Origin of the sequence: uncultured Sulfitobacter sp., assembly GCF_947499945.1 — a bacterium.
GTDB lineage: Bacteria > Pseudomonadota > Alphaproteobacteria > Rhodobacterales > Rhodobacteraceae > Sulfitobacter.
Genome location: NZ_CANMQD010000001.1, coordinates 1,389,709 through 1,405,050 on the forward strand (window position 1 = coordinate 1,389,709; position 15,342 = coordinate 1,405,050).

14 protein-coding genes are annotated in these 15,342 nt (G+C 56.4%); all 14 read left to right on the plus strand.

The window, feature by feature from the left end; translation table 11 throughout:
• The first annotated feature begins 43 nt into the window (after positions 1–43).
• Positions 44–1,645 carry a choline dehydrogenase gene (locus tag Q0775_RS06980; protein ID WP_298858661.1) on the plus strand — a complete coding sequence of 534 codons (1,602 nt, stop codon included), beginning with the start codon at positions 44–46 and terminating at the stop codon, positions 1,643–1,645.
• Positions 1,646–1,714: 69 nt separating this feature from the next.
• The gene (locus tag Q0775_RS06985) at positions 1,715–2,665 is read left to right on the plus strand and encodes a hypothetical protein (RefSeq protein ID WP_298858663.1); all 951 of its coding nucleotides are present in this window, start codon (positions 1,715–1,717) and stop codon (positions 2,663–2,665) included.
• Positions 2,658–3,395 carry a carboxyltransferase domain-containing protein gene (locus Q0775_RS06990; protein ID WP_298858665.1) on the plus strand — a complete coding sequence of 246 codons (738 nt, stop codon included), beginning with the start codon at positions 2,658–2,660 and terminating at the stop codon, positions 3,393–3,395. Before Q0775_RS06985 ends, Q0775_RS06990 begins: the two co-directional genes overlap by 8 nt.
• Positions 3,392–4,420, plus strand: coding sequence for a biotin-dependent carboxyltransferase family protein (locus Q0775_RS06995; protein WP_298858667.1), 1,029 nt, complete (start codon positions 3,392–3,394; stop codon positions 4,418–4,420). The genes Q0775_RS06990 and Q0775_RS06995 overlap by 4 nt, the downstream gene beginning before the upstream one ends.
• A 2-nt stretch (positions 4,421–4,422) precedes the next feature.
• A complete protein-coding gene (locus Q0775_RS07000) occupies positions 4,423–5,187 on the plus strand; it encodes a 5-oxoprolinase subunit PxpA (protein ID WP_298858669.1) in 765 nt (254 codons plus the stop codon).
• Between the two features lie 197 nt (positions 5,188–5,384).
• Positions 5,385–6,410, plus strand: a complete 1,026-nt coding sequence (locus Q0775_RS07005) for a LacI family DNA-binding transcriptional regulator (RefSeq protein WP_298858670.1) — start codon at positions 5,385–5,387, stop codon at positions 6,408–6,410.
• Positions 6,411–6,552: 142 nt separating this feature from the next.
• Complete coding sequence (locus Q0775_RS07010; RefSeq protein ID WP_298859977.1) at positions 6,553–7,815, plus strand: sugar ABC transporter substrate-binding protein; 1,263 nt, start codon at positions 6,553–6,555, stop codon at positions 7,813–7,815.
• A gap of 119 nt (positions 7,816–7,934) precedes the next feature.
• Complete coding sequence (locus tag Q0775_RS07015; RefSeq protein WP_298858672.1) at positions 7,935–8,801, plus strand: sugar ABC transporter permease; 867 nt, start codon at positions 7,935–7,937, stop codon at positions 8,799–8,801.
• Between the two features lie 10 nt (positions 8,802–8,811).
• Positions 8,812–9,642, plus strand: a complete 831-nt coding sequence (locus Q0775_RS07020; protein ID WP_298858674.1) for a carbohydrate ABC transporter permease — start codon at positions 8,812–8,814, stop codon at positions 9,640–9,642.
• Between the two features lie 10 nt (positions 9,643–9,652).
• Positions 9,653–10,657: an ABC transporter ATP-binding protein gene (locus tag Q0775_RS07025; RefSeq protein WP_298858675.1), complete on the plus strand. Its 1,005-nt coding sequence runs from the start codon at positions 9,653–9,655 to the stop codon at positions 10,655–10,657.
• Positions 10,654–11,439 carry an L-iditol 2-dehydrogenase gene (locus tag Q0775_RS07030; protein ID WP_298858677.1) on the plus strand — a complete coding sequence of 262 codons (786 nt, stop codon included), beginning with the start codon at positions 10,654–10,656 and terminating at the stop codon, positions 11,437–11,439. Before Q0775_RS07025 ends, Q0775_RS07030 begins: the two co-directional genes overlap by 4 nt.
• Positions 11,427–12,905 carry a mannitol dehydrogenase family protein gene (locus Q0775_RS07035; protein WP_298858679.1) on the plus strand — a complete coding sequence of 493 codons (1,479 nt, stop codon included), beginning with the start codon at positions 11,427–11,429 and terminating at the stop codon, positions 12,903–12,905. The genes Q0775_RS07030 and Q0775_RS07035 overlap by 13 nt, the downstream gene beginning before the upstream one ends.
• Positions 12,902–14,368, plus strand: a complete 1,467-nt coding sequence (xylB, locus tag Q0775_RS07040) for a xylulokinase (RefSeq protein ID WP_298858681.1) — start codon at positions 12,902–12,904, stop codon at positions 14,366–14,368. The genes Q0775_RS07035 and xylB overlap by 4 nt, the downstream gene beginning before the upstream one ends.
• A complete protein-coding gene (locus tag Q0775_RS07045) occupies positions 14,365–15,291 on the plus strand; it encodes a carbohydrate kinase (protein ID WP_298858682.1) in 927 nt (308 codons plus the stop codon). Before xylB ends, Q0775_RS07045 begins: the two co-directional genes overlap by 4 nt.
• Positions 15,292–15,342 lie beyond the last annotated feature (51 nt).

Below are 15,342 nucleotides of genomic sequence, written 5' to 3' on the forward strand. Positions count from 1 at the left end.
AGCTTTAGGAAACAGGTTTGTTCGCTTCGTTTAGGATCACAGAATGGACGCCGATTTTATCATTGTGGGGGCAGGCTCGGCAGGATGTGTTCTGGCAAATAGGCTAAGTAAAAGCCCTCGGAACAGAGTAATATTGCTCGAAGCGGGCGGGCGGGACTGGAACCCATGGATTCACATTCCTGTCGGCTATTTCAAAACCATCCACAATCCCTCAGTGGACTGGCGATATAAGACCGAACCTGATCCGGGCCTGAATGGCCGCGCCCTAGATTGGCCGCGTGGTAAAGTGCTGGGGGGATCATCCTCGATCAACGGTCTGCTGTATGTGCGTGGGCAGCCGCAGGACTATGACCGCTGGCGCCAGATGGGCAATGTCGGTTGGGGGTGGGATGACGTGCTGCCCCTGTTCAAACGCGCCGAGAAGAATGAGCGCGGCGCAGACGCGTTTCATGGAGACGAGGGGCCATTATCCGTCTCTAACATGCGCATTCAGCGACCCATCACAGACGCTTGGATCGCCGCAGCGCAGGCAGCGGGCTACAAGTTTAACCCCGACTATAACGGCGCCGAGCAGGAGGGCGTGGGGTTTTTCCAACTCACAGCAAAGAACGGGCGACGCTGCTCAACCGCGGTGGCCTACCTCAACCCTGCAAAGGCGCGCCCGAATCTGCGGATCATCACCCATGCGCGGGTCGAGCGGGTCTTGCTGGATGGTAAGCGTGCCACTGGCGTCCAGTATAGAGATAGGTCAGGCGCACTCCAGACCCTCAGGGCGGGCAAAGAGATTATCCTGTCGGGCGGCTCCATCAACTCACCCCAGCTTCTCATGCTGTCGGGTATCGGCGAGGCGGAGCATCTCGCGGAACATGGCATCACCGTGAAGCAAAATCTGCAAGGTGTAGGGAAAAATCTGCAAGATCACCTACAAGCGCGGCTGGTCTACAAGACCTTCGAGCCAACCCTTAACGACGAAGTCTCGACCCTGATTGGCCAAGCGAAAATCGGGTTGAAATATATCCTGTCCCGCTCTGGCCCCATGACCATGGCCGCAAGCCTCGCCACAGGTTTTCTTAGAACCCGCCCCGACATCGAAACGCCTGATGTCCAGTTCCACGTACAACCGCTGTCAGCCGAGAATCCCGGCAAAGGGGCGGATAAATTCAGCGCCTTCACCATGTCCGTATGTCAGTTGCGGCCCGAAAGCAGGGGCGAGATCAGGCTGGCCTCCTCTGACGGGCGGACCTACCCCATGATTATCCCCAATTACCTGTCGACTGAAACAGACCGCCGCACCATGGTGGCAGGGGTGAATATCGCACGGCGCATCGCCAAACATGCGCCCCTGACCTCGAAAATCTCCGAAGAGTATCGCCCGAACCCTGCCCTCGATATCAACGACTATGAGGCCACACTGGATTGGGCGCGCAACAACACTGCCTCGATCTATCATCCGACAGGCACCTGCAAAATGGGAAGCGGCAAGGAGGCCGTTGTCAATGCGCGTTTGCGCGTTCATGGCATTGCGGGGCTGCGTGTGGCTGACTGCTCCATCATGCCCGAAATTGTATCAGGCAACACCAACGCCCCCGCCATCATGATCGGCGAAAAGGCGAGCGACCTCATCCTTGAGGACAACCCCGCCTAGGTCATTGCCTTTGCACCCCTGCTCTGGTCTGAATAACGGACAGGAGGCCGCCATGCACCGCTCATCTCTGTGCCAATTCGCGTAATGGCGCATCTGCTCCCCTTTATCTCGCGACATGCGCGTGTCTGCTTGATGCTTGGTTTGGCGGCGGGTCTGCTTTTGCCTGCACTGGCGGGGGCCATGGCCCCGTGGTTGCCCATGATGGTTGCCGTCTTATTGACAATTACCGCACTGCGCATCGGCCACCATGCCGCGCGGGGTGCGGCGCAGGATCTACGCTGGGGGTTGGTGGCCGTAGGCGTGCTTCAGCTTGGCGTGCCGCTGAGCTGCCTCGGGGCGCTCACCCTCGCAGGGTTGGCGCAAACTCCCGCCGCACTGGCCGTCATCCTCGCCACATCAGCGCCGGCCATCTCAGGCAGTACCAACCTCGCACTCCTGCTTGGCCTTGATGCTGGCCGTATGATGCAAATCATGGTGCTCGGCACAGCTGCATTCCCGCTCACTGTTTTACCTGTGCTGTTGCTCGCGCCCCAGATCGGTAGTCCTGCGGATGTGATCATTTCCGCAGGTCTTGTCCTTGCAGTGATCTTGAGCGCCACTGCCTTCGGGTTCGTCCTGCGCGCAACCTTATTTCCAAAGCCAAGTGCGCCGCAAATCGCAGCTCTCGACGGGGCATCGGTACTGGCGTTTTGCATTATTGTCGTTGCCCTAATGGCCCCCCTCAATGAAGCCTTACGCGAAGCACCTGCACAGGTCGCCCTTTGGGCATTACTCGCCTTCACCATCAGCTATGGGTTGCAAGCAATCACGCTGTTTGCATTACGAAACACCGCCCTGCGCCCCGTCGCGGGGCCTCTGGCAATCGGGGCAGGGAACCGCAACATCGCCTTGTTTTTAGTCGCCTTGCCGCCTGAAACAATCGCGCCTTTGCTGATCTTCATTGGCTGCTGGCAATTACCGATGTATCTAACCCCTATCCTACTCCCCGCGCTCTACCGGAAGGCCCTCACAGATGGCTGACATTCCCCCAATTCGCCCCGTTGGCCTGTCTGGCCTGTTGGTGCAGTTCGCTACCTCCATGTCAGAGCCTGCAAACCGTGCGGCAATCGCATTCCGCGCCGCAGTAGAGGCGCAGCACTGGCCCGAAGTGCGCGAGACATCCACCTCATTGGTGTCGACCTTCATAAGTGTCGATCTGGTCACAACGCCGCCCGAGGCAATGACCGAGCGGCTGAATCACCTGCTGGCGACACAAGACTGGCTCAATGCGCCTCTCCCCACTGGGCGCACGCTTTGGGAAATACCAACGCTCTACGGGACGGACCATGCACCGCAACTCAACGAAGCAGCTGAGGCCGCAGGCGTTTCCCCCGAAACCGCTATAGCAGAGCTTTCCTCGGCCCGTGTTCGCGTCCTGACCATAGGATTTGCACCGGGCCAGCCCTACACAGGGGAACTGCCGCCACACTGGGACATCCCGCGTCAGCAAAACCTGACCAAGTCGGTTCCCTCTGGTGCACTTGTTGTGGCGATCAGGCAGTTGATCATTTTTACAAACGCCTCACCAACAGGTTGGCGGCATGTGGGTCAAACCGCCTTTCGAAACTTTCGCCCGCAAAGCGCGACGCCCATCGCGTTGTCACCGGGAGACGAGCTTTGCTTTCCCTCCATTACCGAAGCTGAATACACCCGCATCCTCACCTCCGACAAAGGCGGGAATGGCGGCGCAGAGCGGCGGGTCCTAACATGAGCGGTACACTCACCATTCAAGGTTGCGGCCCCGCCGTCACCGTCCAAGATATGGGCAGGACCGGTTTTTTGGCCCAAGGTATGACACGCGGAGGGGCCGCAGACACCCAAGCGCTCTTTGAAGGGGCGGCATTGCTCGGGCAGTCCGTTGAACTGGCAGCGCTGGAAATGGTCGGAATGGGCGGCACCTTTTCCACGGATAAGGACACCCGCATTGCCTTAACAGGTGCGCCAATGATGGCGAGCATTGAAGACGCCCCAGTTGCATGGAACGCCAGCCATCTGCTGCCCGCAGGCGCAACACTCAAAATCGGCGGTGCCCAGCGCGGGACTTACGGCTATCTCCATGTGGGGGGTGGAATCGACACACCGTTGATGATGGGCGCACGCGCGGCGCATCTCAGTGCGGGTTTGGGGCGCGCGCTGACCGCTGGTGACACGCTTCCCCTCGGGCGCGATAAGAGCAGCACCATAGGGATGACCCTGTCTGTAGAAGACCGTTTTGACGGCGGCGCAATTCGCATCACCCCCTCTATGCAGACAGAACAATTCGATGCGCAGACACGTCACAGGTTCGCCACCACCCCGTTCAAGCGGGATGCGCGGGGCAACCGCATGGGCGTGCGGATGGCCCACGACGGCGCACCCTTTGTATCGACCGATCAGCTGACAATCCTGTCGGATATCATCGTACCCGGTGATATCCAGATCGCTGGGGATGGCGCGCCGTTTGTCCTCATGTGTGAGTGTCAGACCACTGGCGGCTACCCTCGTATCGGAACAGTGTTGCCCAGTGATATGGCCCGCGTGGCACAGACCCCTGCGGGTGCAATACTCACTTTTGAATTTATTGAACTGGATGTGGCACGCGCCATTGAGCAGCGTGCCACCGGCGCACGTGCCACCCTTGGCGCAAGTATCACACCCCTGCTACGTGATCCGCACAGCATCCGTGATCTCTTCTCTTACCAACTTATCAGTGGCGCAATATCCGCTACACAAAACCCGTTCAACAAAGAGGAATAGCCATGCGCGTGGATTTGAATGCCGATATGGGCGAAAGCTTTGGACCGTGGCGCATGGGCGATGATACCGCCCTCTTGCGCACCGTCACCTCGGCGAACATCGCCTGCGGCGGCCATGCAGGAGATGCCGATGTTATGGCAGCGACAATGGCAATGGCACACTCCAACGGTGTCGGCATCGGTGCGCACCCCGGATTTATGGATTTGGCGGGTTTCGGACGCAATCGCATGTCGGTGCCCCGCACAACTTTGCAAAACCAAATCCGCTATCAGGTAGCAGCCAGCGTTGGCATGGCCCGCAGTATGGGTGCAAAGGTACGCCACCTCAAACTTCACGGCGCAGTATCCAACATGTCATCAGAAGACCCGATTATGGCGCGTGATCTCTATGAGGCGGCCCTCTCTGTTGATCCCGACCTCATCATCATGATTCTTGCTGCGACAGCGCAGCAACAAGCAGTTGAAGAGCTTGGCTGTACTTGGGCTGGCGAGATTTTTGCCGACCGCGCTTATAACGATGACGCAACCTTGGTGGACCGCAGCATAGAAGGCGCTGTGATACATGACCCCGATGTTGCAGGGGCCCGCATGGTCGAGATGGTAAAAGCAGGCGGCATTATTACAGACACCGGCAAACACATCCCCGCAGCTATTGATACAATTTGTTTGCATGGCGATACGCCGACGGCTGTGCAGATTGCACGCAGTGTGCGCAGCGCCTTGGAAGGTGCGAATATCACTGTGCAAACATTTGATGGCAGACGCTAAAGTCTCAAACGCCCCAAACCGTCACAGTTCAGAATCCAAATCAGCAGACATGCGTAAAGAGTAGGCCATCCTCGACAGAGGTGCAAAACTACTGTTCGAAAAACTTGACTGCCTGTTCAATATTTACCTAAAGTAAGATAGAACTTAACGCGCGCTAAGATTTCTCACAGCGAAAGACAGCATCGGCAGCTTCGATCATGACAGATCAAAAAATAAAAAATATGGAAGAGTTTGCCGCAAAAAGCGGTGTGTCCCGCCCGACTGTCTCAAAATATTTCAACGACCCTGCCAGCGTACGCAAGACGACCCGCGCCCGCATCGAAACAGCGTTGGAGCGGTATGATTTTCGTCCCAATGTCTATGCGGTGAACCAGAACCGCAGGCTGACCAAGAATATCGGAATCGTCGTCCCCTATGTTGCCGACCCCTTCTTTGCTGAGATTGCGCGGAACATCGAAAAGCGCTGTATTGATGCAGGGTTTTCACCATCAACCTACAGCTCCCATGGCCGCCCCGAACAGGAAGTCGAAATTCTCGATACCCTGCGCTCCATGCGTCCTGCGGGTGTTCTCCTCGCGCCATTGGGCCGTGCCTCAGACCGAAAAAGCATCGAAGCCTTCTGCCACGATGTGCCAACTGTCCTGTTTGACAGTAATATCGAAGATATAGGCGCAACTTTCATTGGCTCTGACAACTTCCAATCCGTGCCACTGCTCGTTGACTATTTGTGCCGCACGGGAGAGCCCCCGTGCTTTTTCGAGATGGCACCAGTTAACCCGAACGCAAAAAAGCGGCGGGATGCCTATCTGATGGCGATGAACAATCTCGGGCATACGCCTAACGTAATTCGCGCATCTGGAGAGGGCTGGGAGTTTGAGAATGTAGGGTATTCGGAAGGCCGCCGTATCTTGTCCGAAGGTGCGTTTCCCTCTCAAACGATTCTGTGCAGTAACGACCGTATTGCGATCGGTCTGCTCGCAGCCGCGTACGAAACAGGTGTTCATGTTGGGATCACGGAAGGCTGTAGTTTGCGCGTCGCAGGCCATGACGATCACCCCTTTTCAAAGTTCACCTGCCCATCGTTAACAACTGTAGCCCAGGACTATGCCGCCATATCCGAACGCAGCGTCGAGTCCCTGCTCGCCCTGATTGAAGGTGGCGGTAACGATTCGGTGGATGGCGCGTTGTTCAAGGGCCAGCTTGTGATGCGCTCATCCGCTTAAAGCTATACCTAAGTTTACGCGCGTAAAATTTAGATTGACGCCGCGTAGGGTCGTCCGCTACCCTTGAAAAGAGACAAAAGACACCAAGGGAGGAAGTCTAATGAAACTTAACGCACCACTGGCGCTTGCAGGGGCTGTCGCAATGACTGCGGCATCTTTTGCACAAGCCGAAACACTCACCATCGCGACTGTGAACAACGGCGACATGATCCGCATGCAGGGTCTGACCGCTGACTTCACCGAAAAGACAGGCCACGAAGTCGAGTGGGTCACTCTTGAAGAGAACGTCCTGCGCCAGCGCGTCACAACGGACATCACCACAAAAGGTGGTTCTTTCGACATCATGACCATCGGTATGTACGAAACACCGATCTGGGCCAAAAACGGCTGGTTGGTCCCGATGGACAACCTGTCCGCAGAATACAATGCCGACGACATCCTGCCAGCCATGCGCAATGGTCTGTCCTATGAAGGCACCATGTACGCCGCGCCGTTCTATGGCGAATCCTCCATGGTTATGTACCGCACTGACCTAATGGAAAAAGCTGGCATGGAAATGCCAACGGCTCCTACATGGGAATTCATCCGCGATGCGGCTGCTGCCATGACGGACCGTGACAACGAGATTAACGGCATCTGCTTGCGCGGTAAGGCCGGTTGGGGTGAGGGCGGTGCCGTCATCACAGCAATGTCCAACTCCTTCGGCGCACGCTGGTTCGACGAGAACTGGAACCCGCAGTTTGACTCCGAGCAGTGGGCCAACACCCTGAACTTCTACAAGGGTATGATGGACGCATCCGGTCCTTCCGGTTACGCGACAAACGGTTTCAACGAAAACCTGTCGCTGTTCCAGCAAGGCAAATGTGGCATGTGGATCGACGCAACAGTTGCGGCATCCTTTGTAACAAACCCGAACGACAGCACCGTTGCTGACAGCGTTGGTTTTGCACTCGCACCCGACAACGGTCTGGGCAAGCGCTCCAACTGGCTCTGGGCTTGGGCACTCGCAATTCCTGCGGGCACACAAAAGCAAGAAGCAGCACAGCAGTTCATCGAATGGGCAACTGGCACAGACTACATTGAGCTGGTAGCGGCCAATGAAGGTTGGGCAAACGTTCCTCCAGGTGCGCGTACATCTCTGTACGAGAACCCGAACTACAAAGAGGTTCCTTTCGCTCAGATGACACTCGACTCCATCCTGTCTGCTGATCCGACGAACCCGACTGTCGATCCTGTGCCATATGTTGGTGTACAGTTCGCTGCGATCCCCGAGTTTGCGGGCATTGCAACAGACGTGAGCCAAGAGTTCTCCGCAGCCTATGCCGGTCAGCAGACCGTCGAGGAAGCGCTGGCAAAAGCACAAGCGATCACAAATGACGCGATGGAAGCTGCCGGCTACAAGTAGGCCTGCGCTACCAATCTCAAGGGCGGCGGTTCTGCCGCCGCCCTTACGCCCCCCAATTTCCCCGATCCTAATTCTGATATCTGCGCTGATTCATTCATCGCACAGGAAGGTGTATTCCCATGGCCACCAAAGCATCCCGATCCGCCGCACGGTTGATGATGGCACCCGCAGTGATCTTGCTCTTAGGCTGGATGCTGGTGCCTCTCACAATGACCCTATGGTTCTCGTTCCGCAATTACCTGCCCCTGCGCGGTGGTGATCTGGGATGGGCCGGTTTCGACAACTACACTCGCTTTATAACCTCCAGCGCCTTTTGGCCCAGTGTCCAAGCGACCCTGATCATCGTAGGCGCCGTTCTGCTAATAACCATAAGCCTTGGTATCGTGCTTGCGATCCTATTGGACCAGCCAATGTGGGGTCAGGGCGTTGTTCGCATTCTTGTGATCGCGCCATTCTTTGTCATGCCCACCGTATCTGCCCTCGTGTGGAAAAACATGTTTATGGATCCAAACAGCGGTCTGTTTGCCTATCTCTGGAAATTCTTTGGCGCCGAACCAGTATCGTGGCTCTCCGAAGCGTCCCTACCCTCGATTATTCTAATCGTAAGCTGGCAGTGGCTGCCCTTTGCCACACTGATCTTGCTGACCGCGATCCAGTCGCTCGACAGCGAACAGCTCGAAGCCGCTGAGATGGACGGCGCGCCGCCATTGTCACGCTTTCTCTGGCTCACGCTGCCGCATCTGGCGCGCGCCATCACAATTGTCATCCTGATCCAGACGATCTTCTTGCTGTCGATCTTTGCCGAGATTTTCGTAACGACAGGCGGTGCATTCGGCACCAAAACACTGACGTACCTCATCTTCCAGCGCGTACTGGAAAGCCAGAATATCGGCCTCGGCTCTGCCGGTGGGGTTTATGCAATCATTCTTGCCAATATCGTTGCCATCTTCCTGATGCGCATCGTCGGCAAAAATCTGGACGCGTGAGGGATATCTGATGGCACGCTCGATCACAAACAACCGCAAGGCGCTCAACACGGCAATCGCATGGACGATTGGTCTGTTGATCTTCTTTCCAATCCTTTGGACGATCCTCACAAGCTTCAAAACCGAAGCACAGGCAATCGCCGATCCGCCGATCTTCTTGTTCTTTGACTGGACACTCGAGAATTACGCAGTCGTTCAGGAACGCTCGAACTACACCCGCTTTTTGATGAACTCGATCATCATCGCAGGGGGCTCAACCCTACTGGGTGTCATCATTGCGGTCCCTGCTGCATGGTCCATGGCTTTTGTGCCATCCAACCGCACAAAAGACATCCTGCTCTGGATGCTCTCGACCAAGATGTTGCCAGCTGTTGGTGTGCTCTATCCGATCTACCTCATTTTCATCAAAATGGGTCTGCTGGACAGTCGTATTGGCCTCACCGTCATTTTGATGCTGATCAACCTGCCGATTATCGTCTGGATGCTCTATACTTACTTCCGCGAAATTCCTGGTGAGATCCTTGAAGCGGCACGGATGGACGGTGCCTCCCTGCGTGACGAAATCCTTTATGTTCTCACGCCAATGGCCATTCCCGGAATTGCGTCCACTCTCCTGTTGAACTTCATTCTTGCGTGGAACGAAGCATTCTGGACCCTCAACCTCACTGCCGCAAAAGCAGCACCCCTCACCGCGTTCATCGCCAGCTACTCAAGTCCAGAAGGCTTGTTCTATGCAAAGCTGTCGGCGGCTTCGACAATGGCCATTGCGCCGATCCTCATCCTTGGCTGGTTCAGCCAGAAACAGCTCGTACGCGGCCTCACCTTCGGCGCGGTAAAATAGGAATAGTCCCATGGGAAAAATCCAACTCAAAAAAGTCACTAAAAAATTCGGTGACACCCAAGTGATCCCACCCCTTGATCTTACGATCGAGGATGGGGAGTTCACGGTTTTCGTCGGCCCTTCGGGCTGCGGTAAATCTACGCTGCTGCGCATGATTGCGGGGCTAGAAGATCTTACGTCCGGCGAGGTGGCGATTGATGACACCGACGCGACGAACACGCCACCGGCCAAACGTGGCCTCGCGATGGTGTTCCAGTCCTACGCCCTCTACCCGCATATGTCGGTGCGCAAAAACATCGCCTTTCCCCTTCGGATGGCAAAGATGGACCCCGCAGAGCAGAACCGCCGCATTGAGGCAGCTGCTGCCGCGCTGAACCTAACCGATTACCTCGACCGCCGTCCGGGTCAACTCTCTGGTGGTCAGCGCCAGCGTGTTGCCATCGGTCGTGCGATTGTGCGTGAACCCTCCGCGTTCCTGTTTGACGAGCCTTTGTCGAACCTTGACGCCGCCCTGCGTGTAGGCATGCGTCTCGAAATTTGCGAGATGCACAAACGCCTCCAGACAACCATGATCTATGTGACCCACGATCAGGTCGAAGCAATGACAATGGCCGACAAGATCGTCGTTCTCCAGGCTGGCGTGATCGAGCAGGTAGGCTCCCCGCTTGAACTGTATCACACCCCGCGCAATGTGTTTGTCGCAGGTTTCATCGGCTCGCCAAAAATGAACCTGATCACAGGTGCCGAAGCGGCCAAACACAACGCCGAAACCATCGGCATCCGTCCAGAGCATATCGATGTGTCCGCCACCAAAGGCACATGGTCAGGCCGCGTCGGTGTGGCCGAGCATTTGGGGTCAGACACATTCTTCCACATCCATGATACGGGTTTGGGCGATATGATCACCGTGCGTGCACCGGGCGAAGTGAGCTTTAACACTGGCGACACAATCCACCTGACGCCACGGACCGACCAGATGCACCGCTTTGACGCTAAAGGCCTGCGGATCGCATGAAACGACTTGAGGGCAAAACTGCTCTAATAACAGGGGCCGCCCGAGGGATCGGGCGTGCCTTTGCCCAGCGATATGCGCGTGAAGGGGCGCGCGTTGTCATCGCAGATATCGATCTCGACAGTGCGCAAGAGGCCGCATACCAGATCAACAAGGATATCAGTGAATGTGCCATTGCCATGCCGCTTGATGTCTCGAAACAAGATAGTATCGACGCATGTGTTGCACAGACTAGGGAAGTTCTGGGCGATATCGATATTCTGGTTAATAACGCCGCAATATTCACAGCAGCACCAATAGTTGAGGTCACGCAAGAAGACTTCGACCGTGCCTTCAGCGTAAATGTCTCCGGTACGTTTTTCACTCTTCAAGCTGTTGCCCGCCAAATGATCGATCACGGCAAGGGCGGCAAGATCATCAATATGGCCAGTCAGGCAGGACGTCGTGGTGAGCCGCTTGTCGCGGCCTATTGCGCGACTAAAGCAGCCGTGATCTCGCTAACGCAATCGGCAGGTCTTGACCTGATCAAGCACGGGATAAACGTCAATGCGATCTCGCCCGGCGTGGTGGAGGGTGAGCATTGGGACGGCGTCGATGCCTTTTTTGCCAAATATGAGAACAAGGCCCCCGGCCAGAAAAAACGCGAAGTTGGTGAGGCCGTTCCATATGGCCGCATGGGCACCGCAGATGATCTGGCCGGCATGGCCGTATTTCTTGCAAGCAGCGATGCCGATTACATAGTTGCACAAACCTATAACGTGGATGGCGGCCAATGGATGAGCTAACTCCCCTGTCGAATGCGACATTAGTCGATTTGCCAAAAGATATTCGTGTCCCAACCTATGACCGCAGCGCACTGAGCGCGGGAATGGTGCATATCGGACTTGGAAACTTTCACCGCGCCCATCAGGCGTGGTATCTGCACCGCTTGTTTGATGCGGGGCTGAACCACGACTGGGCAATTATCGGTGCAGGCGTCCGCGCGAATGATGCCGCCCAGCGCGAGCGTCTTTTGGCACAGGACTGCCTCACCACTTTGATCGAGCTGGACCCCTCGGGCAAGTCAGTCGAAGTGTGCGGCGCTATGATCGATTTTGTTCCAGTCGATCCTGACAATGCATCGCTGATCGCGCAAATGACAGATCCTGCTATCCGCATTGTATCCCTCACCGTTACCGAGGGCGGATATTTTATTGATCCTGCCACGGGCGGTTTTGATGGCATCCATGCGGACATGCAGCATGACGCAGCGAACCCGCAAAGCCCGCGCACAGCATTCGGTGCTATCATTGCCGCACTCAAATTGCGCCGCGACCGTAAGCATGGTCCATTCACCTGCATGAGCTGCGATAACCTGCAAGGCAACGGTAGGGTCTTGCGCCAGACTGTCCTCTCCCTCGCACGTATGTCTGATCCCGCGCTTGCAGATTGGATCGAAGCCGAATGCAGCTTTCCCAATTCGATGGTGGATTGCATCGTTCCCGCGACAGGACCGTCCGAGCTTGCCCTCGCCCGCAGCTTTGGCATCAACGACGCGGCACCCGTCACCCACGAGAACTATCGCCAATGGGTAATCGAAGATGACTTTTGCGCGGGCCGTCCTGATTGGGACAAAGTGGGTGCTACATTCTCCGACCGCGTGCATGATTTCGAGGCGATGAAAATCAGAGTCCTCAATGGTGGTCACCAGATCATTGCAGGCGCGGGTGAACTGCTCGCATGCCAAACGATCTCGGGCACCATGGCGCATGCAGGCATTGCTGCCATGCTTAATAAAGTTGTGACCGAGGAAATCGCGCCGCATGTCGCGGCTGTACCCGATTGCACGGCCGAGCAGTACCTAGCGCTGATCTCCCGCCGCTTTGCAAACGACCAGATCGCCGACACGACCCGCCGTGTGGCCTTTGACGGTTCAAGCCGCCATCCCGGCTTTATTGTGCCATCCATCCGCAAAGGCCTCTCCGAGGGCACACCAGTCAATGGCTTGGCTCTTGTGTCCGCCATTTGGGCGCATTATTGCGCGGGCGTTCGTGAAGACGGTGAAACGATCGAAGCAAACGACCCCAATTGGGCAAGCCTGCACGCAACGGCCCTCGTCGCAAAATCCGATCCCGCTGCATGGCTCGAGATGCGTCATCTCTACGGCGATCTTGCAGATCATCCAAAGTTCGTCGCCAACTTTACTCACTGGCTTAATCTGCTTAATTCAGACGGGGTTGAGGCGGCAATAGACGCCTACATCTCGGGGTGAGCTACCTTGGCGTTGATATCGGCACATCAGGGCTTCGCGCGCTTTTGGTAACGGATGAGGCGACAGTAATCGGCTCATCCGAGCAATCCTACCCAACGCAGCATCCGCACACTGGCTGGTCTGAGCAGGATCCAGCGGATTGGATTGCTGCATTTGATGCCGCAGTTGATTCATTGCGCACGGCACATCCCGAGTTCCGAAAGCTCAAAGGCATTGGTGTCGCAGGCCACATGCATGGTGCGACCCTGCTGGACGCAAATGACGATGTCCTGCGCCCTTGCATCCTGTGGAACGACACCCGCGCCCATGCCGAAGCTGCAGCCCTTGATGCAAATCCTGATTTCCGAACGCTGAGCGGGAACATCGTCTTTCCGGGATTTACTGCGCCCAAACTCGAATGGCTGCGCACCCATGAACCTGAAGTGTTCCAACGCATCGCAAAAGTGCTGCTGCCTGCGGGCTACCTCAACCACCATCTGACAGGCAATGCAGTGGCCGATGTCTCTGACAGTGCTGGGACATCGTGGCTGGATGTGGGGCAAAGAGATTGGTCGGATACCCTTCTGGCCGCCACCCGGATGCAAAAAGGGCAGATGCCACGTCTGGTCGAAGGGTGCGCAGCCGCAGGTCTGCTTCGCGATGAACTCGCCCAAAAATGGGGCCTGAACGGTGACGTCGTTATCGCAGGAGGCGCAGGTGACAATGCCGCCGCTGCGTGTGGTCTCGGCCTCATTCAAGAGGGCCAAGGCTTCGTCTCTCTTGGAACCTCCGGCGTTGTCTTGCTCACCCGCGATACCTACCAACCCGCAGCAAGTGCAGCGGTCCACAGCTTTTGCCACGCCGTACCAGAGCGCTGGTATCAAATGGGCGTTATGCTTGCCGCTACAGACAGCCTGAACTGGCTTGCCACCATCACCGGCAAGAGCGCGCAAGTGCTGACACAGGTGCTTGGCGATACGATTATGCCACCTTGTCCGACCCGCTTCTTTCCATACCTTTCGGGAGAGCGGACACCACATAACGATGCCCATATCCGCGCAGGTTTTGTCGGGATCGGAAGTCAAACGAGCCGCACAGACCTGACCCGCGCAGTACTGGAAGGGATTTGTTTCGGACTTAGAGACTGTTTTGAAGCCGTTTGCGGAACAGCAGCAAAGCCTGCGTATCTGTTTGCCATCGGCGGAGGAAGCGCCTCACGCTACTGGCTGCGTCTTTTGGCAACGATCCTGAACACGCCCCTTCATATCCCCGCCCAAGGCGAAAACGGCGCTGCCCTCGGAGCGGCGCGGCTGGCCATGGTCGCGGCAACGGGCAAGCCTGTTGATCGGGTAATGGGAACCGTTGAGACGGCAGAGATCATCGCGCCTGTTACAGAGCTTGTTGGTGCCTTCGATGCCGCATATCAAACGTTTCGCGAAAGCTATCCAATTCTTAAATCCCAGACTCAGACAGGTGCACAATGATACTTTGTTGCGGTGAAGCATTGATCGACATGATCCCAACGGCCACGACACAAGGACCGGACGGGTTTGTCCCCCATTCGGGCGGCGCTGTATTCAACACGGCGATTGCACTGGGCCGCTTGGGCGCACAGACGGGTATGCTATCGGGTATCTCGACGGACATGTTTGGCCGCCAACTCATCGACGGACTTGAGGCAAGCCATGTGAACACCTCACGCGTCATTTTTTCCGACCGCCCCACAACCCTGGCTTTCGTACAGCTGACAGATGGGCATGCCACATATGATTTCTATGACGAGAATTCGGCGGGCCGGATGCTGGTGCCCGACGACATGCCAAGGCTGACGGACGAAATAACCGCCCTCTTTTTTGGCGGAATCAGCCTCGCATGTGAGCCCTGCGCAGATGCCTATGCCGCGCTGCTACTGCGCGAAGCAGACCAGCGTGTGATTATGATGGACCCGAACATCAGACCTGGCTTTATCAAGGATATCCCGCGCTATCGTACCCGTCTTACCAGCATGATCACCAAGGCCGACATCATAAAAGTCTCTGACGAAGACCTAAACTGGATCATGCCCGACATAACAAACCAACAGGTACAGATTGCTGCATTGCTGGACAGCGGGCCGTCGTTGGTGGTGCTGACGCGCGGTAGCGAAGGGGCCACAGGATTTGTGGCGAACGGGACAGAAGTGTCTGTGCCAGCGCAAAATGTAGTCGCTGTGGATACAGTTGGCGCGGGCGACACCTTCAACGCGGGCATTCTGGCGAAACTCTCACAGCTCGGGCTTCTTGGAAAAACAGAGGTCAAAAACCTTGATGCCACAACGCTAGAGACTGTTTTGCAGTATGGCGCTAAGGTAGCTTCAATTACCGTTTCACGGAGCGGCGCAAATCCACCTTGGGCAAAAGAACTGTAAAATTCTTCTTTGATGCAGCGCTTTTGGCTGCTAGAAGTGAGTAAATGTTAG